The following is a 24,942-nucleotide window of genomic DNA, read 5'->3' as shown; positions in this document are numbered from 1 at the left end:
GGAATTAATAGGTGATGGTGCGCACACCCTCGGCGCAGCCCAGCAAGCATACCTGGGCTTTCTGGTGGGCGAAGACCCCCACGGTGACCACGCCGGGCCACTGGTTGACTTCGCTCTCGAACGCCAGCGGTGCGCTGATCTGCAGGCCGCGCACGTCCAGGATGTGCTGGCCGTTGTCGGTCACCAGGGGCTGGCCGTCCTTCAGGCGCAGGGTCGCCGTGGCGCCCATGGCTTCAAACTTGCGGGCGATCTGACCAGCAGCCATGGGGATCACTTCCACAGGCAAGGGAAAGTTGCCCAAGGCAGGCACCAGCTTGGATTCGTCGGCAATGCAGACAAACTGTTGGGCCAGCGCGGCCACGATCTTTTCACGCGTCAGCGCCGCGCCACCGCCCTTGACCATATAGCCCTGGCCGTCGATCTCGTCGGCACCGTCGATGTAGACCGACAGGCTGGTGACGGCATTCGCATCGAACACGGGGATGCCCAGCGCCTGCAGGCGCTCGGTGCTGGCGACGGAACTGGACACGGCGCCCTGGATCTGGTCCTTCATGCTGGCCAGGGCGTCGATGAACTTGTTGACGGTCGAACCGGTGCCCACCCCCACGATCTCGCCGGGCACCACGTAGCGCAGCGCCGCTTGGCCGACCAAAGTTTTCAATTCATCCTGGGAAAGGGGGGCAATAGATGTCGTCATGGGGGAAAATCCGGTTAATCCATCGAATTATTCCCTATGTCGCTTATCCCTTACGCCCTCGTACGCCCCTTCTTGTTTGGTATGGACCCCGAAGCGGCCCACGACTTCACCATGAACACCCTGGCCAAGGGCCAGGGCACGCCGCTGCAGCTGGCGTGGTCGGCGCCTATGGTGCACGACCCCATCACGCTGGCCGGCCTGTCGTTCCCCAACCGCGTCGGCATGGCCGCCGGGCTGGACAAGAATGCGCGCTGCATCGACGCGCTGGCCGCCATGGGCTTTGGGTTTGTCGAAGTGGGCACCGTCACGCCCAAGGGCCAGCCCGGCAACCCCAAGCCGCGCATGTTCCGCCTGCCCGCGGCCCAGGGCCTGATCAACCGCCTGGGCTTCAACAACGACGGGCTGGAGGCCTTCATCGCCAACGTCAAGAAGTCCACCGTGCGCGCCCAGGGAAAGCCCCTGCTGCTGGGCCTGAACATCGGCAAGAACGCCGCCACGCCGATCGAGGATGCCACCAACGACTACCTGATCTGCCTGGAAGGCGTCTACCCGCATGCCGACTACGTGACGGTCAACATCAGCTCGCCCAACACCAAGAACCTGCGCGCCCTACAAAGCGACGAGGCGTTGGACGTCTTGCTGGGCGCGATTGCCGCCAAGCGCGAAACCTTGGCCGCCGCCCAGGGCCACCGCGTGCCCATCTTCGTGAAGATCGCGCCCGACCTGGATGAAGCCCAGGTCCAGGTGATCGCCGCCACGCTGCAGCGCCACGGCATGGACGGCGTGATCGCCACCAACACCACCCTCAGCCGCGAGGCCGTCCAGGGCCTGCCCCACGCTGAGGAGGCCGGCGGTCTCAGCGGCGCCCCGGCGTTCGAGGCCAGCAACCAGGTGATCCGCCAGCTGCGCGCTGCGCTGGGCCCCGGTTATCCCATCATCGGCGTGGGCGGCATCATGAGTGGCGAAGACGCCGCCGCCAAGATCCGCGCCGGCGCCGACGTGGTGCAGATCTACAGCGGCCTGATCTACGCCGGCCCCGGCCTGGTCAGCGACGCGGCCAAGGCCATCCGCGCCTTGCGCTAAAAAGTGATCAGATTGCGCTCGTTATTCAACAACTTCACGCTGTTTACATACGCAAGTGCTCTGATAGCGCGCACCAACAGCTCCTAAAAACAAAGCCCGGTCATGCCGGGCTTTGTCGTTCCAGGGGCGCCAGTCGCGCGCCATCGGCGGCGTCAGCGGCGCAGCTTGTTGATCCACGGCAGGGCCAGGGCCCCGTAGCGCCACAGCTTGCGCGGCCCCAGCAGCAGCGCCAGACCGGCCACGCCGGCCGTCGCCACGGGGTGCAGCCGGGCAAACACCATCAGGCGTTCGGCCAGCGGTGCATCGACCGGCACGCTGGTGCGGGCCGCGCGCTGCGCCAGCGCCTGTTCGCGGGCCTGCCGCGCCGCCGTCCAGCGGTCGCGCTGCAGGGCGATGCGCTTGAGCACTTCACGCTGCTGGGGCGTGGCCGTGGCCCAGCGCGCTTCGCGTTGCAGGGCCTCCAGGGCCGTCAAGGGCGCGGAGACCTCGGACGTTGCCGAGGCCGCGCCGGTCATGGCAGAGGTATTCACAGCTTCTCCTTGATCACGGCCCAGTCGCGTGCCAGTTCGGCCCGGGTCAGCGCAAACGGCTGGCTGGACTTGCGCAGGAACGACAGCAGCAACGCCAGCGCCCCCGCCCAGGCCAGCAACCACACCCCGGCAATCACCCAGGCGACGACGGAGCGTTCGGGCGAATCCCAGAACTGGATCAGCACCGCCAGCGACAGCAGCACCAGGGCCACGATGGTCAGACCGCCCAGCACCACGCCCAGCACAAAGATGGCTTGCAGGCGTTGCTTCTGGGCACTCCACTCCAGGCGCGCCAGCGCAATACGGTCTTCCGCGGCCATGGCGCCCTCATTCAGATTGGCCCGCAAGCGGGCTGACAGACTCTCCAATCCAATCGCAGACATCCAATTCACGGCAGACTTCCTTTACACAGACCAGGGTTTGACAGGCAGGGTGTCGGGCGCACCGCTCAGCGGCGTGCCAGCAAGAAGCCGATCAAAGCACCCACGGCCAGCGCCGCACCGGCCACGCGCCAGGGTTCGTCGTGCGCATAGCGGTCTGCGGCATAGGCCGCTTCCTTGGCCTGGCGTGCCGCTTCCTGGGCGGCATGCACTGCGGATTCGCGCGCGTGGTAGACGCCGTCGTCCAGCTTCTGGCGCAGCACGTTGATTTGGGGGATGGAGTCCAGGTCCTTGCTGGCCAGCAGGCCGCGCACATCGGTGACCAGCTTTTCCAGATCAGCCTGGGCAGAAGAAACAGTGTCGGAAACAGAAAACGCCATGGTGCACGCCTTTCTTATGGTGGTGGGACAAAGGAAAACGAAGCGGCACGGTGCAGGCCCGCAGGCTGCTGCCGCTCCATGGAAAGCATCTTAGCGAATGCAACGCCCCCCACCAAGCAACGCGGCGCTTGCCGCAGCGCTGGGCCATGCGGGGGCGGCGGCATCAGGGCTGCGACGGCAGGTGTGGCAGCACCGCCTCGGCCACTGCCAGGCAGCTGGTCAGCCCCGGGGATTCGATGCCGAACAGGTTGACCAATCCCGGCACGCCGTGCGTGGCCGGACCCTGGATGCAGAAGTCGGCCGCGGCCTCGTGCGGGCCGGAAATCTTGGGGCGGATGCCCGCATAGCCGGGCGCCAGGCTGCCATCCTGCAGCGCGGGCCAGTACTTGCGCACCTCGGCATAGAAGCCGTCGCCACGCTGCGGGTCCACCTGCAAGTGGCTGGGGTCGTCCACCCATTGCACGTCTGGGCCGAACTTGGCCTGCCCGCCCAGATCCAGCGTCAGGTGCACGCCCAGGCCGGCGGCCTCGGGCACGGGATAGATCAGGTGGCTGAACGGCGCGCGCCCGCTGAGCGTGAAATAGCTGCCCTTGGCGTAATAGGCCGTGGGCACATGGGCGGCGTCCAGCCCCTGGATGCGGGCCGCCACGCCCGGCGCCCACAGGCCCGCGGCGTTCACCACCTCCTGCGCCAGCAGCTCGGTGCCGTCCTCGGTGCGCAGCAGGATGCCGCCGTCTTGCACCTGGGCCGACGCCAGCGGGGACAGCAACGCCACGGCGCCGCCCGCATGTTCCAAATCGCCCTGCAGCGCCAGCATCAGGCCATGGCTGTCGACGATGCCGGTGCTGGGCGACAGCAGCGCGGCGTGGCAGGCCAACGCCGGCTCCAGCGCCTGGGCCTGCTCACGGGTCAGCATCTGCAGATCGTCCACGCCGTTGGCGGCGGCCTTCTGGCGGATCCCCTCCAGCTGCGCCACCTGCTCGGCGCTGGTCGCCACGATCAGCTTGCCACAGCGGCGGAACTCCACCCCGCGCTCGGCGCAGTAGGTGTACAGCAGTTCCTTGCCCCGCACGCACAGCCGGGCCTTGAGCGAGCCGGCCGGGTAATAGATGCCGGCATGGATCACCTCACTGTTGCGCGAGCTGGTGCCCGTGCCAATGGCGTCGGCCGCCTCCAGCACCACCACTTCACGCCCTGTCTGCGCCAGGGCGCGGGCCACGGCCAGCCCTACCACCCCCGCGCCAATGACCACGGTTTGCACCTGATCGACCATGTTCTGTCTCTCCCTTTATTGGTATGGATGCACACGGCCCACCCGCCTGATTCAGGCCGCCGGTGGCGCCGCTGCCGCTTGGCGCCCTTGCGGCGCCAGGGCCCATTCTCGCACCACTGCGGGACCATTTCGGCCAGCTTCAGGCCGTCGCGGCATGGCACCCGAAACGTGTCGCACAGCCCGGTCAGACAGGTTATCGCCGCTTTTAATACTTTCTTAATTCTTACAATAAAAAATAGGAAGTTTTTTGCAAAATTTCAATTAAATCAATAACTTACATTGATTGATGCAAGTCAAACCGGCACCCTGGCAAGGCGTCCAACAATGCCATCACCCAACGATGGATGTGAAAACGATGGCAGATCCCAACCCCTCCCCCCCTGACGCAGAACCAGGGCACCAGCAAACGCACTTTTCTGCAAGAACTGGTGGCCCTGGCCACCACCTTCGGCCTGGCCGGAACCGCCCAGGCGGCCCTGCCGGGTGACCCTGGTTTCCAGCCAGCACGTCGCCCGGGCATGCCGGGCAAGCGCTTTGGCATGCTGGTGGACATGCGCAAGTGCATCGGCTGCCAGGCCTGCACGGTGAGCTGCTCGGTCGAGAACCAGCCGCCGATTGGCCAGTTCCGTACCACCGTGCTGCAGTACGAGGTGGAACAACCCGGCGGCAGCGCCCCCGCCATGGTCAGCCTGCCCCGGCTGTGCAACCACTGTGACGAGCCGCCCTGCGTGCCCGTGTGCCCCGTGCAGGCCACCTTCCAGCGCACCGACGGCATCGTGCTGGTGGACAACGAGCGCTGCGTGGGCTGCGGTTACTGCGTGCAGGCCTGCCCCTACGACGCGCGCTTCATCAACCACGAGACGCAGACCGCCGACAAGTGCACCTTCTGCGAGCACCGGCTGGAGGCCGGGCTGCTGCCCGCCTGCGTGGAAAGCTGCGTGGGCGGGGCCCGCGTGATCGGCGACCTGAACGACCCGCACAGCGCCATCAACCAGCGCATGGCCGAGCACCAGGACGAGCTCAAGGTGCTCAAGCCCGAGATGAACACCGCCCCGCGCGTGTTCTACATCGGCCTGCCCGAGGCCTTTGTCCACGGCATCGACGGCCAGGCCAGCGTGCGCCTGGTGGCTGAACATTGAAGGAGCCCACGATGCAGATCATTGAACTCCTGACCCCCGCCTACGAAGCCGCCTGGCTGCCCTGGGCCGTGCAGTATTTCTTTCTGGTGGGCGTGGCCACGGGCGCAGCCCTGCTGGCCTGCGCCTGCGTGTTCGGCGCACCCGGCAGCCCCAGCCAGCGTGTGCTGCCCGCCCTGCTGCTGACCCTGGCGGTCAGCGTGGTCGCCGCCCCCGTGTCGCTGCTGGCCGACCTGCACCAGCCGGCCCGCTTCTGGCACTTCTACGCGCACTTCACGCCCTGGTCGTGGATGTCCGTGGGGGCGCTGCTGCTGCCGGTGTTCGTCACCCTCAGCGTGGCCCTGCTGGCCAGCTGGTGGCTGGGCCGCCCGGGCTGGATGCGCGCCATCGCCCCGCTGCTGGTGCTGTCGGCGCTGAGCATCACGGTCTACACCGGCGCGGAAATGATGGTGATCCGCTCGCGGCCACTGTGGAACACGCTGTGGGTGCCCCTCAACCTGGCCCTGACCGGCTGGCTGGCCACCGTCGGCTGCACCCTGGTGCTGGAACGCTTTCTGCCCACCCCACTGCGCGCCGGCCACGCCGGCCTGCAACTGCTGCGCACCCTGGCGCTGGCCCTGGCAGCACTGCTGGTGCTGGTGGCGCTGGCCTGGGCCCTCAGCGGCCTGCTGGGCCACAACGCCTCGTTCAACGCGGCCCTGCGCCTGTGGCAGGACTTCCCGGTATGGCGCCTGACCCTGCTGGGCTCGGCCGTGTTCGGGGCCCTGGTGCTGGGGGCGCTGCTGCGCGGCCAGCACCGCCTGCATGCCCGGGGCTACACGCTGGTGCTGGGCCTGGGGCTGGCGGCCAGTGCCTGGGCGTTCCGCTGGGCGCTGTTCATGGGCGTGCAGGGCGTGCCCAAGTTCGGCGCGGGACTGTACCTGTACCACATGCCCCTGGGCGGCGACGGCCTGCTGGGCATGGTGGGCGTGGCGGGGCTGTGCGTGGCCCTGGTGGCCCTGACCACCTGGGCACTGGAGCTGTTCCCGGCCCGCCGCACCGCCGCCTGAGGGCGCTTCGCCCATTTACATCCAATTGGCATTTCACCCAGTATTGACGGGCGCCAGAAGCTATCAAAACAGATAGCCCTACTCGCTGGCGCCTGCCTTCTCTGCAGCTGCAAGGGCAGACCATGACCGACAAACAACATCCCCCCACACACACCGAAGAAACCGATGCCGCCCGCCGCCGCCTGCTGCTGCGTGGCGGGGCCGTGGCCGGTGGCCTGGCCGCGTTTGCCGCCGGCTATGGCGAAACCCTGGCCCGCGGCGCCAAGGGCCTGGTGGCCGGCACCTCCGGCACCAGCACGGCCAGCGCCACGCGCGGCAACTCGCTGACCCCAGAATTCCGCATCGACCCCGCCACCGGCCAGCTGAGCACCCAGCCCGGCCAGGTGGTCAGCCCCTCGTCCTGCCTGGGCTGCTGGACCCAGTGCGGTGTGCGCCTGCGCGTGGACAGCGCCAGCAACCAGATCCTGCGTATTGCCGGCAACCCCTACCACCCGCTGGCCACCACCAACCCCGCGCCCATGGAAACCCCGGTGCGCGAGGTCTATGCCATGCTGGGCGGCGACAACGGCCTGGAAGGGCGCGCCACCAGCTGCGCCCGCGGCTCGGCCATGCTGGCGCACCAGACCGCACCGCACCGCGTGCTGGCCCCGCTCAAGCGCGTGGGCCCGCGCGGCGCCGGCCGGTGGCAGAGCATTTCGCTGGAACAGCTGGTCAAGGAAATCAGCGAAGGCGGCGACCTGTTCGGCGAAGGCCATGTGGAGGGCCTGGCGGCCATCCGCGACACGCGCACGCTGATCGATCCCGAGAACCCCGAGTACGGCCCCAAGGCCAACCAGCTGCTGGTGACCGATGCCTCCAATGAAGGCCGTACCCCGCTGATCAACCGCTTTGCACGCCAGGCCTTTGGCACGGTGAACGTGGCCAACCACGGCGCGTACTGCGGCCAAAGCTACCGCGTGGGCACGGCGGCGGCGCTGGGCGACATCCCCGGCATGCCCCACGGCAAGCCGGACTGGAAGCACTCGCGCTTCGGCCTGTTCATCGGCACGGCGCCGGCCCAGGCGGGCAACCCCTTCCAGCGCCAGGGCCGCGAGCTGGCCGAGGCCCGCTCACGCAAGGAGCAGACCTACCGCTACGTGGTGGTCTCGCCCGTGCTGCCCACCTCCTCCAGCCTGGCTGCCGGTGACAACAACCGCTGGCTGCCCATCAAGCCGGCCACCGACCTGGCCCTGGCCATGGCGCTGATCCGCTGGATCATCGACCACGAGCGCTACGACGCCCAGTTCCTCACGCAACCCGGCCCGGCCGCCATGGCTGCCGCAGGCGAGGCCAGCTGGAGCAACGCCACCCACCTGCTGATCAACGACCCCCAACACCCGCGCTATGGCCAGTTCCTGCGCGGGGCCGACCTGGGACTGTCCATGCCCGAGCCGGTGGACGAAAAGGCCCCGGCCGAAGACGTCTATGTGGTGCAGGTGGCCGATGGCAATGGCGGCTTCAAGCTGGTGCCCCACACCGTGGCCCAGCCGGCGGAGCTGGTGGTGGAGCGCGCATTCACCCCGCTGCAGGCAGTCGACGCAACCCAAGCACCCGCGCCCATCGCCGTGTGCACCGCCTTCGTCAAGCTGCGCGAGGAAGCGCGCCGCAAGACGCTGCTGGAATACGCCGAGCTGTGCGGCGTACCGGTGCAGGACATCGAAGAGCTGGCGCGCGAGTTCACCAGCCACGGCAAGCAGGCCGTGGCCAACTCCCACGGTGGCACCATGAGCGGGGCGGGCTTTTACACCGCCTACGCCATCGCCATGCTGAACAACCTGATCGGCAACCTCAACGTCAAGGGCGGCTGGGTGATGGATGCCGGGCCTTTCGGCCCCTTCGGCCCCGGCCCGCGCTACAACTTCGCGCAGTTCCCGGGCGCGGTCAAGCCCACCGGCGTGACCTTGTCGCGCACCCGCTTCCCGTACGAGAAGACCAGCGAGTTCCAGCGCAAGAAGGCCGCGGGCGAGAACCCCTACCCCGCCAAGGCCCCGTGGTACCCGGCCCCAGGTGGCCTGTCCAGCGAGATGCTGGCCGCCGGCCTGCTGGGCTATCCCTACCCGGTCAAGGCCTGGATCAACCACATGAGCAATCCCATGTACGCGATCGCCGGCTTCGAGAACACGCTGGCCGAGGCCATCAAAGACCCGAAGAAGCTGCCGCTGTTCGTGTCCATCGACCCCTTCATCAACGAGACCTCGGCCCTGGCCGACTACATCGTCCCCGACACCGTCACCTACGAAAGCTGGGGCATCGGCGCGCCCTGGGCCGATGTGATTGCCAAGAGCAGCACCGTGCGCTGGCCCACCGTGGAGGCGGCCACCGCCAAGACGGCCGACGGCCGCCCTGTCAGCTTCGAGAGCTTCGTGTTTGCACTGGCCCGGCAACTGCAGCTGCCCGGTTTTGGCAAGCACGCCATGTCCACCAAGGACGGCCAGCCGCTGGACCTGGACAACGCGGAAGACTTCTACCTGCGCGGCATGTGCAACATCGCCTACCAGGCGGGCCGGCCTGTGCCCGAGGCCAGCGACGATGACATCGCCCTGACCGGGCTGGGCCGCTGGATGCCCGCGCTGGAACAGCGCCTCCAGCCCGAGGAAGTGCGCCGCGTGGCCATGGTGATGAGCCGGGGTGGCCGCTTCGACAAGGTGGACGATGCCTGGAAGGGCGACCAGCTCAAGCAGGCTGCCAAGTTCCCCGTGCAGCTGTGGCACGAGGGGCTGGCCAAGATGCGCCACTCCATGACCGGCGAGCGCTATGTGGGCTGCCCCACCTGGTACCCCACCCGCTTCGCCGACGGCAGCAGCATGCGCGAACACTTCCCCACGCAGGACTGGCCGCTGAGCATGAGCAGCTACAAGTCCAACCTGATGAGCAGCATGTCGATCGCCGCGCCGCGCCTGCGCCAGGTGCACCCGCACAACCCCATCAGCCTGCACAAGGCCGATGCGGCCAAGCTGGGGATTGCCAATGGCGACAGGATCGAGGTGCGCACGCCCGGTGCCCGCCTGGAGGGCGTGGCCCTGGTGCGCGAGGGCATTGCCCAGGACGCGATTGCCATCGAGTACGGCTATGGCCACAAGCAGCTGGGGGCCGTGGCCCACACCGTGGATGGCCAGCCCACCCACGCCAACCCGCAGCACGCCAACGGCGTGAACCTGAACCACCTGGGCTTTGCCGACCCCACGCGTCCCGCCAAGGACAATGTGTGGATCGACTGGGTCTCCGGCGCCGTGGTGCGGCAGGGGCTGCCGGTGCGGGTGCGCAAGCTCTGACAGGGCTCGGCGGCAGGCCGTGCCACACAGTCCGCCCACCGGCCATGCCGGTGGGCTTTTTTTACGGTGGCCCGCCCTGGGGGCCAGCCGCGGCACTCACTCCTGCACGGCGGAGTTCAAGCTGCGGTAATGCGCTTCCAGCATCTGCTGGAATTCGTGGGCGGGAATCGGCCGAGAATACAGGTAGCCCTGGGCGTAATCGCAGCCCATCTCTTTGAGCAGATCGCGCTGCTGCTCCGTCTCCACACCCTCGGCAATCACCTTCAGCCCGACCTTGTGGGCCATCATGATGATGGCCTCGCACAAGGCCTGGGTCTCGTTGCCCGGAGCCAGGTTGCTGGTGAAGGACTTGTCGATCTTCAGGTAATCGATGTCAAACTTGGTCAGGTAGGACAGCGAGGAATACCCGGTGCCGAAATCATCGATGGCCACCTGGATGCCGGCGTCGCGGAAGGCCAGCAGCTTCTCCTCGATGAACGGTTCCTGCCGCAGCAGCAAGCCCTCGGTGATTTCCGCGACGATGTGCTTGCCGGGCAGCTCCAGGGTCTCCAGCAGTCGGACCCAGTCGAGGTGCTCGGGACTGCGGTCGCGGAACTGCACCGGCGACTTGTTGATGCTGATGGCCAGGTCGTCGCCGACGATGGACAGCCATTTCTTGGCGTTCTGCGCCGCCCGCATGAAGATCCAGCCGCCGATCTCCACAATCGCCCCGATGTCCTCGGCGATCGGGATGAACACGGCGGGGCTGATGAAGCCGCGCGTCGGGTGCCGCCAGCGCAACAGCGCCTCGGCCTTGTGGATCCGGCCGGTCGCCAGCTCCACGATCGGCTGGTAGTAATCCTTGAACTGGTTGAGCGCCATCGCCTGGCGCAGATCGCGCAACAGTTGCATGCGCTGCAGCGCGGACTCCTGCATCGAGGCGGTGAAAAAACGGAAGCAGTGGCGCCCCTCGTTCTTGGCCGCGTACATGGCCTGGTCGGAGTGGCGCAGCATCTCGACGGCATCGCCAGCATCGTCAGGATAAATGCTGATCCCCAGGCTGGCGGTGCTGTAGACCTGCTCGTCCCCCAGGGCATAGGGGCACGCCAGCTGGTCGAGGACCTTCTGCGCCAGCTCGGTCAGTTGGGTCACATCAGCCAGATCGGCGATCAGGATGCAGAACTCATCGCCCCCCAGGCGGGCCACCGTGTCCGACTCGCGCACGCTGCGCCGGATGCGGGCACCGGCCTGGATGATCAGTTGGTCGCCCACCGGGTGGCCCAGGGTGTCGTTGACCTCCTTGAAATGGTCCAGATCGATGAAGATCAGCGCCACCTTGTGCTGGCTGCGCTCGGCGCGCTTGAGCACATCCGTCAAGCGGTCGTTCAGCAGCAGCCGGTTGGGCAACTGGGTCAGGCTGTCGTAGTTGGCCTGCTGCCAGATGGCATCGTTGGCGATCTTGCTTTCGGTGATGTCGATGTGCGTGCCATTCATCACCAGGGGCAGGCCCTCGGGGGTTCTGGAGATCAAGCGGCCGCGGTCGGACACCCACACCCAGTGCCCGTCCTTGTGTCGCATGCGCATCTCACTCTCGTAATACTGGGTCTTGCGCGCAAAGTGCAGCTCCAGCCGTTCCATCGTCGGCGCCAGGTCGTCCGGGTGGGTGAGCCGGGTCCAGGTGTCCACCGTCCAGGGCCGGATTTCCTCCAGGGTATAGCCCAGCATCTGCGCCCAACGCTCGTTGAAGACGCACGCACCGGTCTGCACATTCCACTCCCAGGTGCCGGCCCGTGTGGCATCCAGGATTTCCTGCAAGCGGCTGCGCTCCAGCCCCAGCTGGCTGGCCTGGGCCTGGATTTCCGTGGTCTTCTTCTTCACCGCCACCCGCAGCAACCAGATCCACAGCGCCAGAACGCCCCCCAGCGCCGCAATCGCCAGCAAGCCGTATTGCACCAACTGTGAATACGACAGCCGGTGGACCGGGCGCCCCTTCCACTTTTTTTCCAGGGCCTCGCGCGCCTCCAGCGGAATGGCGGCCATGCCACGCTCCACCAACTCCAGGGTGGCCAGGTCGTTCTTTCGGACAGCACGTCGAAAATCATCAAAATAAAAAGAAAATGCCTTGCGAATGTGTTTATCGGCATCCATCAGGTACAGGTAATAATCCGCCGGATATTCATCCATGCAAAATATTTTTATTTTTTGCGCCAGCGTATCGCTGATCATCTGGCGATACCCATCGTAGGTCTGCAAACCGCCAACCCCAGCCGCATTCAGCTTGGCGATGCACGCATCCCCTTTTTGCACGCCGACCACAAAACCAGACAGCTCGCGCGGTGACGAAATGCCGACGATGCCATCCAGGGTGTAGATGTTCGCATTCACCCGCTCATAAGGCTGCGAGAAACTGTAGGCGTCTTCGCGCTCCGGCGTGCGGAAGATCATTTCGATCACATCCGCCTGGCCATTCAATATCCGCTGCTGGGCATCGCCCCAGGATGTGGCCACCAGGTTCACGCGCACGCCGGTTTGCTGCTCCCACAGCGCCCAGAGGTCTGCGATATAGCCCACCGTGTTGCCGCTGGCATCCTTGAACAGGTAGGGCGGGTAATTGTCATCCCCCACCACCGTGATGGTGCGCGCCTGCAGATTGCCAAGCAGGCACAGGGCCATGAAAAGACCACCCAAAATGGAAAACCAGCATTTAGTTTTTTTCATTTCTAGACCGATGCAATATCTTTCCACCAGCGATTGATTGGATGGTGCGACCCGGCAGCTCGCAGCTCGCGCCATGGCATCTAAAAATAAAATGAATTCGGTTTTTCCGCCCTCTCTGAATCCCTGCATCCCTGCATTGGCCGCAGCGCGGCTGAGCCCAGCAGTCCGCACTGCAGGTTGCGTGCCCGGTCCGGGACAGCCCCCTCGCTTGGGCCTGCAGGGACACGGGGTGTGCGCCACTTGGCCGCACCGTTTCAATTTGGCACGACAGGCTTTGTCTGGCAAGGCCGCCACAGCACAAGGGACGGCCTGGATCAGGGCCATGCCCTTGACTTTCCCACGTCCCCCGCCGTGCCCCCGGCACGCGCTAGCCGCCGATCGGCGTGCACAGCTCGATCAGCGTGCCGTCGGGGCTGCGCACATAGGCCACGACCTGCCCCCAGGGTTTGCGCGTCGGCGCGGACAGCTGCACGGCCCCGGCCTGCAAAGCCCGGGTGTAAGCCTGCTCCACATCCTCGGTGACCAGCCCGATCTCCATGCCCAGGGGCTGGACAGACTCCGAAGCCGCCACATGCCCGCCAGGGAAATTGCCCTCGCCCAAGGCATGCGCGGCAAAGGCCAGGGTGGTGGCCCCGGTGTCCAGCTCGCCGTAGGTGCCGGATTCGTGCAAGAACTTCACAGCAAAACCGAATGCGTCGGAAAAAAACTGCAGAGAGGCCGCCACCTCCGGTACATAGACGATGGTGTATCCCAGTTTCATGGTGCTGTACTTTCTTGTTGACATGTGCGGGTGATGTCCCAAGGGTAACCCGGTGGCCGGTGCCTGCCCAGGCGGGCCGCCCGATGGCCACCGAAGTGCCCGACCTTCAGGGCCGGCACCGAGCTTGATGCGCATCAATTTATAGCCAAATCAGGCCCTGACGCACATCCAGCCAGCGCAAACAGCTATCAAACCTGATGAACGGTGACCCGCACGGCGCCACTGCGTTAATGGCTCCCGCCTACACTCGCCCACTACCTGCGCCAGACCGAATTTGCCCATGCACATCCTGATCGTCGAAGACAACCCCCTGGTGGCCAGCGGCCTCAAGAGCGGCCTGGAACTGCATGGTTTCACCTGCGACGTGGCAGCCACGCAAGCACAGGCTGGCAGCCACCTGGCCGCCAGCCACTTCGATGCCTGCGTGCTGGACCTGGGCCTGCCCGACGGGAACGGTCTGGAACTGCTGCGTGCCTGGCGTGGCCGTGGTAAGGACCTGCCCGTGCTGATCCTGACGGCACGCAGCAGCCTGGAAGACAAGGTGGCCGGCTTTCAGACCGGCACCGACGACTACCTGACCAAGCCCTTCGACCTGCAGGAGCTGGCCCTGCGCCTGCAGGCCCTGCTGCGCCGCGCGGCGGGCCGGGCCAGCGATGCGCTGACGCTGGGCGATTGCCAGATCAACCCCGCCACCTGCGAAGCCTGGCGCGACGGCCAGGCCATCGAGCTGTCGCGCCGTGAATGGGCCTTGCTGACCGCCCTGCTGCAGGCCCGGGGCCGGATTCTCAGCCCCGCGCAACTGCACGACAGCCTGTATGGCTTCGACCTGGACGTGGGCAGCAACACCGTCAACGTGCACGTGCACCACCTGCGCAAAAAACTGGGCAACGACACCATCGAGACGGTGCGCGGCCTGGGTTTTCGACTGGGCGCACGTTACTGCGCGGACGCTGCATGAGCACGCACCGCAATTCCGACCCGGGCCAGCCCTTGGCTGCACTGCAGACCGCGCCCAAGAGCCTGCGCTTGCGGCTGGTCGTGGCACTCAGCCTGACCCTGTGCATGCTGTGGGGCAGCGTGGCAGCCTGGATGTTCCCCACCATGCAGCGCGAGCTGCGCCTGGTGCTGGACAACCGACTGATTGCCTCAGCCAAGATGGTCGCCGGTCTGGCACACCAGTTCCAGCAGCAGGACACGCCGCTGGGCGCCCAGCACACCGCCCTGCAATCCGTCATCGGCCGCGACGGCGTGGCCTGCGAAGTCAGCCTGGTGCGCAGCGAGGTCGACATCGTGCCGCTGGCGCGCACCGACAACAGTCCGGGTTTCAGCCCTGCCCCCAGCGGTTTTGGCCAGATCGAAAAAGGCGGCAAGCTGTGGCGCACCTACGTGCTCGAGGACCAGGGCATCCGCATCGCCACCGCCGACCGGCTGGATGTGCGCGATCAGCTGGTGACCGCATTCGCCCGCACCCTGGTGCTCCCCTTTGTGCTGTCGCTGGTGGGCGTGGTAGTGCTGAGCTGGTGGATCACAGGCTGGTGCCTGCAACCCCTGCGACAGCTGGGACAAGTGCTGGCACAACGCCCACCGCAGGACCCCAGCGCCGTTCAGATCGGGCTGGACACGGTGGAGCTGGCACCACTGACCCACAATCTGAACCAGTTGCTAGCGCGCATGGATGCGGCCCTGGAACACGAACGCCGCTGGACCGCCGATGCGGCCCATGAACTGCGCACGCCGCTGACCGCCATCAAGACCCACACGCAAATCGCCCAACTGGTGCTGGAACGCCAGGCTGCGGCCGAGTGCACGCAGGCCCAACAGGCCCTGGCACAGGCGCACGCGGGCATCGAGCACATGCACGCCACGCTGGAACAATTGCTGCAGCTGGCCCAACTGGAAAACACCTGCAGCACCACCGCGCCCGCCAGGTGCGCCAGCGGCCCGCACATCGTGGCCGCCCTGCACCAGGCGGCCAACCAGTCCATGGAACGCGCGCGCAGACAGGCCGCCCAGGGGCAGCAGCACGCGCCCCAGTTGCACACCGCGGTGGACGCCACCCTGGAAAGCGCCGAAGCTTGGCAGTTGCACCTGCCCCCGGCGTTGCTGACCTGCGCCATCACCAACCTGCTGGACAATGCGCTGCGCCACCACCGTGGCCCCCTGCCCGTGACTGTGCGCATGCAGTTGCACAGCGCCAGCACACCGGGCGCGCCAGGCTCACTGGTGGTGAGCGTCGAGGACCACGGCGCCGGCCTGAACACCGAGGAACGCAGCCAGGCCCTGCAGCGCTTTTGGCGCAAGGCAGCCAACTCCGCTGGCAGCGGGCTGGGACTGACCATCGTGCAACGCATTGCCCACAGCGCCGGAGGGCGCTTGCAGTTGCAAGCACATGCCGACGGCACCCCTGGCCTGTGTGCCCAGCTGCATCTGCCGGCACAGCCTCCCACCGCGCCCCCCCGCGAACCTGCCGTGGCACCAGCCCTCTCCCATGGATGAGACCTGCATGGGCTTGCCTCTCCAGGCGCGCAAGTCAAAAGGCAACAAAAAACCCTCTTGAACCAAAGATTCAAGAGGGTTGTCAGATGGTGCGTGATACATGGATCGAACATGTGACCCCTGCCGTGTGAAGGCAGTGCTCTACCGCTGAGCTAATCACGCAGTGCCAGCATTGCTGCTGGCTTTAAATTGTGGTGCGTGATACATGGATCGAACATGTGACCCCTGCCGTGTGAAGGCAGTGCTCTACCGCTGAGCTAATCACGCAGTGCCAGCATTGCTGCTGGCTTTAAATTGTGGTGCGTGATACATGGATCGAACATGTGACCCCTGCCGTGTGAAGGCAGTGCTCTACCGCTGAGCTAATCACGCAAAACCAGCATCGCTGCTGACTCAAAATTTGGTGGGTGATACATGGATCGAACATGTGACCCCTGCCGTGTGAAGGCAGTGCTCTACCGCTGAGCTAATCACCCGTTTGTCAGTGTTCCGACAAGTCTTAGATTATGTCACAGCTTGCGCCGCGTCTTTTCCAATTCGCCAAATAGTTTTGCCACCGGACGATTTGTCCAGATCGGCCAGCACGGCGTCGTGCGCGGCCAACTCCTGCTCGTTGGCCTTGAGCACGGGCAGCACCATGGCACGCAGATCCAGCACGGGCAGCGCATCGCTGGTCTCTTGCTCCTGCGGGGACTCGTCATCTTCCGGCATGACCAGGGCATTCTGCCCGCGCGTCATGTTGATGTAGACGTCGGCCAGCAATTCCGCATCCAGCAGCGCACCGTGCAGGGTCCGGCCACTGTTGTCCACATCCAGTCGCGAGCACAGCGCATCCAGGGAATTGCGCTTGCCAGGGAACATCTCCTTGGCCATGGCCAAGGAGTCGGTGATGCCTTCTACATAGTGGGTCAGCGGCGGCAGGCCCAGCAACGAGAATTCCTTGTTCAGGAAGCCCACGTCGAACGGCGCATTGTGGATGATCAGCTCCGCCCCTTGCAGGTAGGCCAGGATGTCCTGGACCATGGACTCGAACTTGGGCTTGTCGCTCAGAAACTCGGTGGTCAGACCGTGGACGCGCAGGGCATCGGGGTGGCTATCACGCCCGGGGTTGAAATACAGGTGCAGGTTGTTGCCCGTGAGCTTGCGGTTGACCAGCTCCACGCAGCCCAGCTCAATGATGCGATCCCCGCCCTCTGCGGACAGGCCCGTGGTTTCGGTATCCAGAACAACGAGGCGCGACATAGGTCAGTGGTTTTCCTTGGCGTGGTTGATGGAGTACTTGGGGATCTCCACCACCAGATCCTTCTGTGCCACGATGGCCTGACAGCTCAGGCGCGACTGGGGCTCCAGCCCCCACGCGCGATCCAGCAGGTCCTCTTCCTCTTCCTCGGCGTCGTTCAGCGAGTTGAAGCCTTCGCGCACGATCACATGGCAGGTGGTGCAGGCGCAGCTCATGTCGCACGCATGCTCGATCTTGATGTTGTGGTCCAGCAAGGCTTCGCAGATCGAGGTACCTGCGGGCGCTTCGATCTCAGCGCCAGCCGGGCAGTATTCGGGGTGGGGAAGAATTTTGATTACAGCCATGTTCTTATGAATCAAGTAAGAGATTGGACGTTCTTGCCAGCCAGCGCATCGCGAATGCCGCGGTTCATGCGCTCGGCCGCAAAAGCTTCCGTGCCTTTGGCCAGGGCTTGCGTGGCCGCCTCGATCACCGCCACATCGGCCGCGGTCACCGTGGCACGCAGCGCATCCATCAAGGCCGTGATTTCACCACGCTGTGCCGGCGACAGCAGATCACCATCGGCAGCCAGCGCACTCTGGGTTGCCAGCAGCATGCGATCGGCATCCACGCGCGCCTCGACCAGGGCACGGGCCTGCATGTCTTCCTGGGCGGTGCTGAAGCCTTCCTGCAGCATGCGTGCCACCTGGTCATCCGACAGGCCATAGGATGGCTTGACGGCCACCTGGGCTTCCACGCCACTGACCTGTTCCTTGGCATGCACGGACAGCAGGCCGTCGGCATCCACCGTGAAACTCACACGGATGCGTGCAGCACCCGCCGCCATCGGCGGAATGCCGCGCAGCTCGAAACGCGCCAGGCTGCGGCAGTCCTGCACCAGATCACGCTCGCCCTGCACCACGTGGATGGCCATGGCGGTCTGCCCGTCCTTGTAGGTCGTGAAGTCCTGGGCGCGCGCCGTGGGAATGGTTTCGTTGCGCGCAATGATGCGCTCGACCAGCCCCCCCATGGTTTCCACACCCAGCGACAGCGGGATCACATCCAGCAGCAGCAATTCACCCGCGGCATTGTTGCCCGCCAGCTGGTTGGCCTGGATGGCAGCACCCAAGGCCACCACCTCATCCGGATTCAGGTTGGTCAGGGGCTGCTTGCCAAACAGCTGGGCCACGGCCTCCTGCACCTGGGGCATGCGGGTCGAACCACCCACCATGACCACGCCCTGCACGTCCTCCACCGTCAACTCAGCATCGCGCAGCGCCCGGCGCACCGCCTGCAGCGAGCGCTTGGTCAGGTGCTCGGTCGCCTGCGCGAAATCCGAGCGCGCCACCGCCTGCTGGAGGGCCGCGCCACTGGGCAACTGCACAGCGAATTCGGTGTGCTCCACATCCGTCAGGCGCTCCTTGCAGGCCTTGGCCGCCACCCGCAGGGCCGCCCAGTCCTCTGCCGACTGCGCCTGCACCCCGGTCTGTGCCAACACCCACTGGGTCAGGGCCGCGTCGTAGTCATCGCCGCCCAGGGCCGAGTCGCCGCCGGTGGAGATCACCTCGAACACGCCCTGGGTCAGGCGCAGCACGGAAATGTCAAAGGTGCCGCCACCCAGGTCGTACACGGCGTAGGTGCCTTCGCTGGCGTTGTCCAGGCCGTAGGCAATCGCTGCCGCCGTGGGTTCGTTGATCAGGCGCAGCAGGTTCAGACCCGCCAGCTTGGCCGCATCCTTGGTGGCCTGGCGTTGCGCATCGTCGAAGTACGCGGGCACGGTGATGACCGCGCCGTAGAGGTCGTCGTTGAACGTGTCTTCCGCGCGGTAACGCAGCGTGGCCAGGATTTCGGCACTGATTTCCACGGGGCTCTTGGTGCCAGCGCGGGTCTGCAGGCTGACCATGCCCTGCTCGGCCTGCGGCTCGAAGGTGTAGGGCAGTTGCTGCACCTGCGCTCCCAGGTCGGACAGGCTGCGACCCATGAAGCGCTTGACCGACACGATGGTGTTGGGCGCATCCTCCACTTCGTGTCCACGCGCCTCGTAGCCAATCTGGCGCTTGCCCTCGGGGGCATAGCGCACCACGGATGGCAGCAACACCCGCCCTTGGTCATCCGGCAGGCACTCGGCCACGCCGTTGCGCACCGAGGCCACCAGGGAATGGGTCGTACCCAGGTCGATCCCCACCGCGATACGGCGCTGGTGAGGATTGGGCGATTGACCGGGTTCGGAGATTTGCAATAAAGCCATGTTCATCAGTCTCTGTGTGAACGGAATGCTCCGCTCTGGACGCCCGCACCGGGGTGTGCTGGACGCGACGTTGCATGCAACGACTGGGTTATTGTTCCAGTTGCTCGCGGCGGCGTTCGATGTCTTGCGCAAAGCGCTCAACAAACATGAGGGATCTCACCACCTGTACGGCCTGTGCCGCCCCCTCCGGCGACGCCAGCAGACGCTCACAATTTTGAAGCATCTGACGCTTGACCAGCATGACCTCATCGGCCAAAGCATCCACATCCGCTTCGGAGTCGGCGTCTTCCAGCGCCTCGCGCCACTCCATCTGCTGCATCAGGAATGCCGCAGGCATCGCTGTGTTGTCCTCGGCACGCACAGGCACGCCAAACAATTCGCACAGATAGGCCGCGCGCTTGAGCGGGTGTTTCAGCCGCTGGTAGGCCTCATTGATGCGCACCGACCATTGCATGGCCACCCGCTGCGCCACACCGCCTTCACCGGCAAAGCGGTCGGGGTGGGTCTGCTTTTGCAGCTCTTTCCAGCGCTCGTCCAGCACCGCGCGGTCCAGCGCAAACTGCCGGGGCAAGCCCATCAATTCGAAATCGTCAGACTGAAGGTTCATGTCAATAAAAAACCGCCAGCACTGCTGCAATGGCGGTTTGAAAAATCAGGGGCAGCACAACCGCCCTTCAGCAATCAGATCCGGAAGCTTTCTCCACAGCCACAGCGATCACGCTCATTGGGGTTGTGAAACTTGAAGCCCTCGTTCAAACCTTCGCGCACGAAGTCCAGCTCCGTGCCGTCGATGTACGCCAGGCTCTTGGGATCGATCATCACCTTGATGCCATGGCTTTCGAACACCACATCTTCAGGTTCGGGCGCGTCCACGTACTCCAGCTTGTAAGCCAGACCGGAGCAACCGGTGGTCTTGACCCCCAGACGCACCCCGATCCCCTTGCCACGCTTGGTGAGGTAACGCCCCACGTGGCGTGCAGCAGCATCCGTCAGCGTGACAGCCATGGTTATGCAGCCGAGGCAGTTTCGCTGTGCTTGGCGCGGTAGTCGTCGACCGCAGCCTTGATGGCATCTTCCGCCAGGATGGAGCAATGCACCTTCACGGGGGGCAATGCCAGCTCCTCAGCGATCATGCTGTTCTTCAGCGCAGCCGCTTCGTCCAGCGTCTTGCCCTTCACCCACTCTGTCACCAGGGAGGACGAGGCAATCGCCGAGCCGCAACCATAGGTCTTGAAGCGCGCATCTTCGATCACGCCCGTTTCAGGGTTGACCTTGATCTGCAGCTTCATCACGTCACCGCAGGCGGGCGCACCCACCATGCCGGTACCCACGCTGTCATCGCCTTTTTCAAACGAGCCAACGTTGCGGGGATTTTCGTAGTGGTCAATGACCTTGTCGGAGTAAGCCATGATGTCTACCTCTTCAAATTCAATCTATGTGACGGCTCAGTGCGCAGCCCACTGGATGGTGCTCAGGTCCACACCGTCCTTGTACATTTCCCACAGCGGGCTCAATTCGCGCAGCTTCTCTACGTTCTTGCGGATGGTCGCAATCGCGTAATCGATCTCTTCCTCGGTGGTGAAGCGGCCGATGGTCATGCGCAGCGAGCTGTGTGCCAACTCATCGCTGCGCCCCAGGGCGCGCAGGACATAGCTGGGCTCCAGGCTGGCCGAGGTACATGCCGAACCCGAGGAAACGGCCAGGCCCTTGATACCCATGATCAGGGACTCACCTTCGACGTAGTTGAAGCTGATGTTCAGGTTGTGGGGCACGCGGTGCTCCATGTCCCCGTTCACGAACACCTGCTCGATGTCCTTCAGACCTTCCAGCAGGCGCTGCTGCAGGCGCTTGGCGTGGTCGAAGTCCTGCTGCATTTCTTCCTTGGCGATGCGGAAGGCTTCACCCATGCCCACGATCTGGTGCGTGGGCAGGGTGCCCGAACGCATGCCGCGCTCATGGCCGCCACCGTGCATCTGGGCCTCCAGGCGCACGCGGGGCTTGCGGCGCACGTACAGCGCACCAATGCCCTTGGGTCCATAGGACTTGTGCGAAGCCAGGCTCATCAGGTCAATCGGCATGGTCTGCATGTCCAGCGGCATCTTGCCCGTGGCCTGTGCAGCATCCACGTGGAAAATGATGCCCTTCTCACGGCACAGATTGCCGATCGTGTTCAGGTCCTGGATCACGCCGATCTCGTTGTTCACGGCCATCACACTCACCAGGATGGTGTCGGGACGGATGGCTGCCTTGAACACATCCAGATCCAACAGGCCGTTTTCCTGCACGTCGAGGTAGGTCACCTCGAAGCCCTGACGCTCCAGCTCACGCATGGTGTCCAGCACGGCCTTGTGCTCGGTCTTCACGGTGACCAGGTGCTTGCCCTTGCCTTGGTAGAAGTGCGCGGCACCCTTGATCGCCAAGTTGTCAGATTCGGTGGCACCACTGGTCCACACGATTTCACGGGGGTCGGCATTGATCAGCTCCGCCACCTGGGTGCGGGCCTTTTCAATCGCTTCCTCCGCTTCCCAACCCCAGGCGTGGCTGCGCGATGCAGCATTGCCAAAGTGCTCACGCAGCCATGGGATCATGGCGTCCACCACGCGCGGATCGCAAGGTGTGGTCGCACCGTAGTCAAGGTAGATGGGGAAATGTGGGGTCATGTCCATGGCTGGCTCTACTGATATCTGTCTGGCAACGCCGGGGTTGCCGATTGAAAACTTGTCCTTGCCTGCCGAGCGCACCCGGCGGGCCGATCACACCATCAAGATTTGGCGAATACGTTGCCCAGTGCGAACACCGAGTTGGGGGCATTCACGCGGATCGGCTTGACCACGGGTGCGGTCGAGATAGCGCGACGCACCACGGGCTTGTCCTCGATCTGGATTCCCTTGGCCAACTGTTCATCAACCAGCTTCTGCAGCGTCACAGAGTCCAGAAACTCCACCATGCGCTGGTTCAGCGCAGACCACAGCTCGTGGGTCATGCAGCGACCGGCCTCACCCATACAGTTTTCTTTGCCACCACACTGGGTGGCATCGATGGGTTCGTCTACCGACACGATGATGTCAGCCACCGTGATTTCTGCAGCCTTGCGAGCCAGGGTGTAGCCACCACCAGGGCCACGGGTGGATTCCACCAGCTCATGACGACGCAGCTTGCCGAACAGCTGCTCCAGGTACGACAGGGAAATTTGCTGGCGCTGACTGATGGCAGCCAGCGTGACAGGACCATTGTTCTGGCGCAGTGCCAGATCGATCATGGCGGTGACCGCAAAGCGGCCTTTTGTTGTGAGACGCATCGTGAGCTCCTTCAGTCAGGCTGTTAGTTACAGAAACATCAATCGCGGTCAATCGGACTGATACCGTCTCCGCCCTTACTCCAGCGCCCTGCCCGTAACCAGCAGGCGCAGAGCCCTTCTCCTAAGAAGTCTTTTGTTGTTGTTGAGTGATAACCCGAAGTATACCAGAAACCCCATCAATTTTGTCGGATACCGCCAATCAACGTCATCAACGCAAGCTATCAAGGAGAAAAAAGTGTTGAAAATCAAGCCCCAAACAGTTTCTGCTTGAGCACGGCCAGCTGGTCCCGCAGACGTGCTGCAGCCTCAAACTCCAGGTTCTTGGCATGCGCCAGCATGTCCTTTTCTAGCTTCTTGATGGCCTTCGCTAGGTCGGCCTCCGACATCACGGCCTCGGCTTCGTGGCGCACCAGGGCCCGCGCCTGGTCGTCGGCCGCACGGCCACTCTTTTCGCTATAGACCCCATCAATCAGGTCTTTCACCCTCTTGACAATTGCCTGTGGCTGAATCCCGTGCGCTTCGTTGTAAGCGATCTGTTTGGCGCGGCGGCGCTCGGTTTCATCGATGGCCTTGCGCATGGAGTCGGTGATGCGGTCGGCGTACAGGATGGCCTTGCCATGCAGGTTGCGTGCCGCGCGGCCAATTGTCTGGATCAGGCTGCGCTCGGCCCGCAGGAAACCCTCCTTGTCGGCATCCAAAATGGCCACCAGCGACACCTCGGGAATGTCCAGCCCCTCGCGCAGCAGGTTGATGCCAACCAGCACGTCGAACACCCCCAGGCGCAGGTCACGAATGATCTCCACGCGCTCCACGGTGTCGATGTCCGAGTGCAGGTAGCGCACCCGCACGCCGTTTTCGGTCAGGTAGTCGGTCAACTGCTCGGCCATGCGCTTGGTCAGCGTGGTGATCAGCACCCGCTGCCCGCGCTGCTCGCGCAGTCGGATTTCCTGCAGCACATCGTCCACCTGGTGGGTGGCGGGCCGCACCTCGATCTCGGGATCCACCAGTCCCGTGGGGCGCACGACCTGATCCACCACCTGCCCGGCATGGGTCTTTTCGTAATCCGCGGGCGTGGCCGAGACAAAGATCACCTGGCGCATGCGCTGTTCAAACTCCTCGAACTTGAGCGGCCGGTTGTCCAGCGCCGACGGCAGGCGAAAGCCATACTCCACCAGCGTGGTCTTGCGCTGCTTGTCGCCGTTGTACATGGCGTTGAGCTGGCCGATCATCTGGTGGCTCTCGTCCAGGAACATCAGCGCGTCCTTGGGCAAGTAGTCGGTCAGCGTGCTCGGCGGCTCACCGGGTGCCGCCCCGGACAGGTGGCGCGTGTAGTTCTCAATGCCCTTGCAGTGCCCCACCTCGCTCAGCATCTCCAGGTCAAAGCGGGTGCGCTGCTCCAGGCGCTGCGCCTCCACCAACTTACCCATGTCCACCAGTTGCTTGCTGCGCTCGCGCAACTCTTCCTTGATGGTCTCGACGGCCGCCAATACCTTGTCGCGCGGCGTGACGTAGTGGCTGCTGGGGTACACGGTAAAGCGCGGAATGCTCTGGCGAATGCGCCCGGTCAGCGGGTCAAACAACTGCAGGCTGTCCACTTCGTCATCAAACAGCTCGATGCGCAGCGCCAGCTCGGAGTTTTCCGCCGGAAACACGTCGATGGTGTCGCCGCGCACGCGGAACGTGCCGCGCGAGAAATCCTGGTCGTTGCGTTGGTACTGCATGCGGATCAGCTGGGCGATGACATCGCGCTGGTTCATGCGATCACCAGTGCGCACCGTCATGATCATCTGGTGGTAGCTCTCGGGCTCGCCAATGCCGTAGATGGCCGACACCGTGGCGACGATGACCACGTCGCGCCGCTCCATCAGGCTCTTGGTGCACGACAGGCGCATCTGCTCGATGTGCTCGTTGATGGCACTGTCTTTTTCGATGAACAGGTCGCGCTGCGGCACATAGGCCTCGGGCTGGTAGTAGTCGTAGTAGCTGACGAAGTACTCCACCGCGTTCTTGGGAAAGAACTCGCGGAATTCGCTGTACAGCTGCGCCGCCAGGGTCTTGTTCGGCGCAAAGATGATGGCGGGCCGCCCCAGGCGCGCGATCACGTTGGCCATGGTGAAGGTCTTGCCCGAGCCCGTCACGCCCAACAGTGTCTGGAAGGCCTCACCATCCTGCACCCCCTCCACCAGCTTGGCGATCGCCGACGGCTGGTCGCCCGCCGGCGGATACGGCTGGAACAACTCGAACGGCGAGCCGTCAAAGTGGGCAAAAGTGCCTTCTGGCGCAGCGGTGCTGATGGATTCTTGCATAGCGTTATGTCCGGCGCGCATGGCGCCCTCGGGAGTAAAATGCCGAGTTAACCCTCGAGCCTAACCCATCAGGTGGGGG

Annotated in this window: 22 protein-coding genes and 4 tRNA genes; 6 read left to right on the top strand and 20 right to left on the bottom strand. The window is 64.7% G+C overall.

Annotation, left to right across the window (positions count from 1 at the left end; genetic code table 11):
- Positions 1–4: 4 nt before the first annotated feature.
- On the bottom strand, positions 5–697 hold the full coding sequence (rpiA, locus tag FYM52_RS01405; protein WP_154162781.1) for a ribose-5-phosphate isomerase RpiA: 693 nt from the start codon (positions 695–697) through the stop codon (positions 5–7).
- 36 nt (positions 698–733) lie between these two features.
- Here rpiA and FYM52_RS01400 point away from each other — a divergent pair, with 36 nt between their 5' ends.
- Complete coding sequence (locus FYM52_RS01400) at positions 734–1,780, top strand: quinone-dependent dihydroorotate dehydrogenase (protein WP_154162780.1); 1,047 nt, start codon at positions 734–736, stop codon at positions 1,778–1,780.
- A gap of 152 nt (positions 1,781–1,932) precedes the next feature.
- On the opposite strand, the gene FYM52_RS01395 is transcribed toward FYM52_RS01400, so the two are convergent.
- The 4 genes from FYM52_RS01395 to FYM52_RS01380 all read right to left on the bottom strand — a co-directional run bounded on the left by FYM52_RS01395 (position 1,933) and on the right by FYM52_RS01380 (position 4,343).
- The gene (locus FYM52_RS01395; protein WP_279819624.1) at positions 1,933–2,310 is read right to left on the bottom strand and encodes a hypothetical protein; all 378 of its coding nucleotides are present in this window, start codon (positions 2,308–2,310) and stop codon (positions 1,933–1,935) included.
- Positions 2,307–2,702, bottom strand: a complete 396-nt coding sequence (locus tag FYM52_RS01390; protein WP_042417775.1) for a phage holin family protein — start codon at positions 2,700–2,702, stop codon at positions 2,307–2,309. Before FYM52_RS01390 ends, FYM52_RS01395 begins: the two co-directional genes overlap by 4 nt.
- A 56-nt stretch (positions 2,703–2,758) precedes the next feature.
- Positions 2,759–3,070 carry a YqjD family protein gene (locus FYM52_RS01385; protein WP_042417772.1) on the bottom strand — a complete coding sequence of 104 codons (312 nt, stop codon included), beginning with the start codon at positions 3,068–3,070 and terminating at the stop codon, positions 2,759–2,761.
- A 163-nt stretch (positions 3,071–3,233) separates the two neighbouring features.
- The gene (locus FYM52_RS01380) at positions 3,234–4,343 is read right to left on the bottom strand and encodes an NAD(P)/FAD-dependent oxidoreductase (protein ID WP_154162779.1); all 1,110 of its coding nucleotides are present in this window, start codon (positions 4,341–4,343) and stop codon (positions 3,234–3,236) included.
- 362 nt (positions 4,344–4,705) lie between these two features.
- Here FYM52_RS01380 and dsrO point away from each other — a divergent pair, with 362 nt between their 5' ends.
- From dsrO to FYM52_RS01365, 3 genes are all read left to right on the top strand, one after another.
- Positions 4,706–5,482, top strand: a complete 777-nt coding sequence (gene dsrO / locus FYM52_RS01375; protein WP_162524619.1) for a sulfate reduction electron transfer complex DsrMKJOP subunit DsrO — start codon at positions 4,706–4,708, stop codon at positions 5,480–5,482.
- Between the two features lie 11 nt (positions 5,483–5,493).
- Positions 5,494–6,528, top strand: a complete 1,035-nt coding sequence (gene nrfD, locus FYM52_RS01370) for an NrfD/PsrC family molybdoenzyme membrane anchor subunit (protein ID WP_043377885.1) — start codon at positions 5,494–5,496, stop codon at positions 6,526–6,528.
- Between the two features lie 122 nt (positions 6,529–6,650).
- On the top strand, positions 6,651–9,839 hold the full coding sequence (locus FYM52_RS01365) for a tetrathionate reductase subunit A (protein ID WP_154162777.1): 3,189 nt from the start codon (positions 6,651–6,653) through the stop codon (positions 9,837–9,839).
- Between the two features lie 96 nt (positions 9,840–9,935).
- Here the strand turns inward: FYM52_RS01365 and FYM52_RS01360 are convergent, their stop codons facing one another.
- Positions 9,936–12,491, bottom strand: coding sequence for an EAL domain-containing protein (locus FYM52_RS01360; RefSeq protein ID WP_154162776.1), 2,556 nt, complete (start codon positions 12,489–12,491; stop codon positions 9,936–9,938).
- 412 nt (positions 12,492–12,903) lie between these two features.
- Positions 12,904–13,296, bottom strand: coding sequence for a VOC family protein (locus FYM52_RS01355; RefSeq protein WP_045266715.1), 393 nt, complete (start codon positions 13,294–13,296; stop codon positions 12,904–12,906).
- A 280-nt stretch (positions 13,297–13,576) separates the two neighbouring features.
- On the opposite strand from FYM52_RS01355, the gene FYM52_RS01350 reads away from it, so the two are divergent.
- Positions 13,577–14,254 carry a response regulator transcription factor gene (locus tag FYM52_RS01350; RefSeq protein WP_154162775.1) on the top strand — a complete coding sequence of 226 codons (678 nt, stop codon included), beginning with the start codon at positions 13,577–13,579 and terminating at the stop codon, positions 14,252–14,254.
- Complete coding sequence (locus tag FYM52_RS01345; RefSeq protein ID WP_238826063.1) at positions 14,251–15,792, top strand: ATP-binding protein; 1,542 nt, start codon at positions 14,251–14,253, stop codon at positions 15,790–15,792. The genes FYM52_RS01350 and FYM52_RS01345 overlap by 4 nt, the downstream gene beginning before the upstream one ends.
- Positions 15,793–15,879: 87 nt before the next feature.
- Here the strand turns inward: FYM52_RS01345 and FYM52_RS01340 are convergent.
- From FYM52_RS01340 to uvrB, 13 genes are all read right to left on the bottom strand, one after another.
- Positions 15,880–15,954, bottom strand: a tRNA-Val gene (locus tag FYM52_RS01340).
- A 30-nt stretch (positions 15,955–15,984) separates the two neighbouring features.
- Positions 15,985–16,059, bottom strand: a tRNA-Val gene (locus FYM52_RS01335).
- A gap of 30 nt (positions 16,060–16,089) precedes the next feature.
- Positions 16,090–16,164, bottom strand: a tRNA-Val gene (locus FYM52_RS01330).
- A gap of 29 nt (positions 16,165–16,193) precedes the next feature.
- A tRNA-Val gene (locus FYM52_RS01325) sits at positions 16,194–16,268 on the bottom strand.
- 28 nt (positions 16,269–16,296) lie between these two features.
- Positions 16,297–17,034 carry a DNA polymerase III subunit epsilon gene (gene dnaQ, locus FYM52_RS01320; protein ID WP_154162774.1) on the bottom strand — a complete coding sequence of 246 codons (738 nt, stop codon included), beginning with the start codon at positions 17,032–17,034 and terminating at the stop codon, positions 16,297–16,299.
- Between the two features lie 3 nt (positions 17,035–17,037).
- Entirely contained in the window at positions 17,038–17,376 is a 339-nt protein-coding gene (gene fdx, locus FYM52_RS01315) for an ISC system 2Fe-2S type ferredoxin (protein WP_042412781.1), read from the bottom strand.
- A gap of 11 nt (positions 17,377–17,387) precedes the next feature.
- Positions 17,388–19,259 (bottom strand): Fe-S protein assembly chaperone HscA, encoded by a 1,872-nt coding sequence (hscA, locus tag FYM52_RS01310; protein ID WP_154162773.1) that lies wholly within the window; start codon positions 19,257–19,259, stop codon positions 17,388–17,390.
- Positions 19,260–19,347: 88 nt separating this feature from the next.
- A complete protein-coding gene (gene hscB / locus FYM52_RS01305) occupies positions 19,348–19,866 on the bottom strand; it encodes a Fe-S protein assembly co-chaperone HscB (RefSeq protein ID WP_154162772.1) in 519 nt (172 codons plus the stop codon).
- 74 nt (positions 19,867–19,940) lie between these two features.
- A complete protein-coding gene (gene iscA / locus FYM52_RS01300) occupies positions 19,941–20,264 on the bottom strand; it encodes an iron-sulfur cluster assembly protein IscA (protein ID WP_042412779.1) in 324 nt (107 codons plus the stop codon).
- A 2-nt stretch (positions 20,265–20,266) separates the two neighbouring features.
- Positions 20,267–20,668, bottom strand: coding sequence for a Fe-S cluster assembly scaffold IscU (gene iscU, locus FYM52_RS01295; protein ID WP_043377907.1), 402 nt, complete (start codon positions 20,666–20,668; stop codon positions 20,267–20,269).
- Positions 20,669–20,704: 36 nt separating this feature from the next.
- Positions 20,705–21,925 (bottom strand): IscS subfamily cysteine desulfurase, encoded by a 1,221-nt coding sequence (locus FYM52_RS01290; RefSeq protein ID WP_154162771.1) that lies wholly within the window; start codon positions 21,923–21,925, stop codon positions 20,705–20,707.
- A gap of 95 nt (positions 21,926–22,020) precedes the next feature.
- The gene (gene iscR, locus FYM52_RS01285) at positions 22,021–22,557 is read right to left on the bottom strand and encodes a Fe-S cluster assembly transcriptional regulator IscR (RefSeq protein WP_042412774.1); all 537 of its coding nucleotides are present in this window, start codon (positions 22,555–22,557) and stop codon (positions 22,021–22,023) included.
- A 245-nt stretch (positions 22,558–22,802) separates the two neighbouring features.
- Complete coding sequence (uvrB, locus tag FYM52_RS01280) at positions 22,803–24,863, bottom strand: excinuclease ABC subunit UvrB (protein ID WP_154162770.1); 2,061 nt, start codon at positions 24,861–24,863, stop codon at positions 22,803–22,805.
- Positions 24,864–24,942 lie beyond the last annotated feature (79 nt).

The sequence above is a fragment of the Comamonas sp. CAH-2 genome (assembly GCF_009668305.1).
GTDB classification, from domain to species: domain Bacteria; phylum Pseudomonadota; class Gammaproteobacteria; order Burkholderiales; family Burkholderiaceae_C; genus Comamonas; species Comamonas aquatica.
The sequence above is the reverse complement of the archived record's forward strand: the minus strand, read 5'-3'. Positions and strand labels throughout refer to the sequence as shown.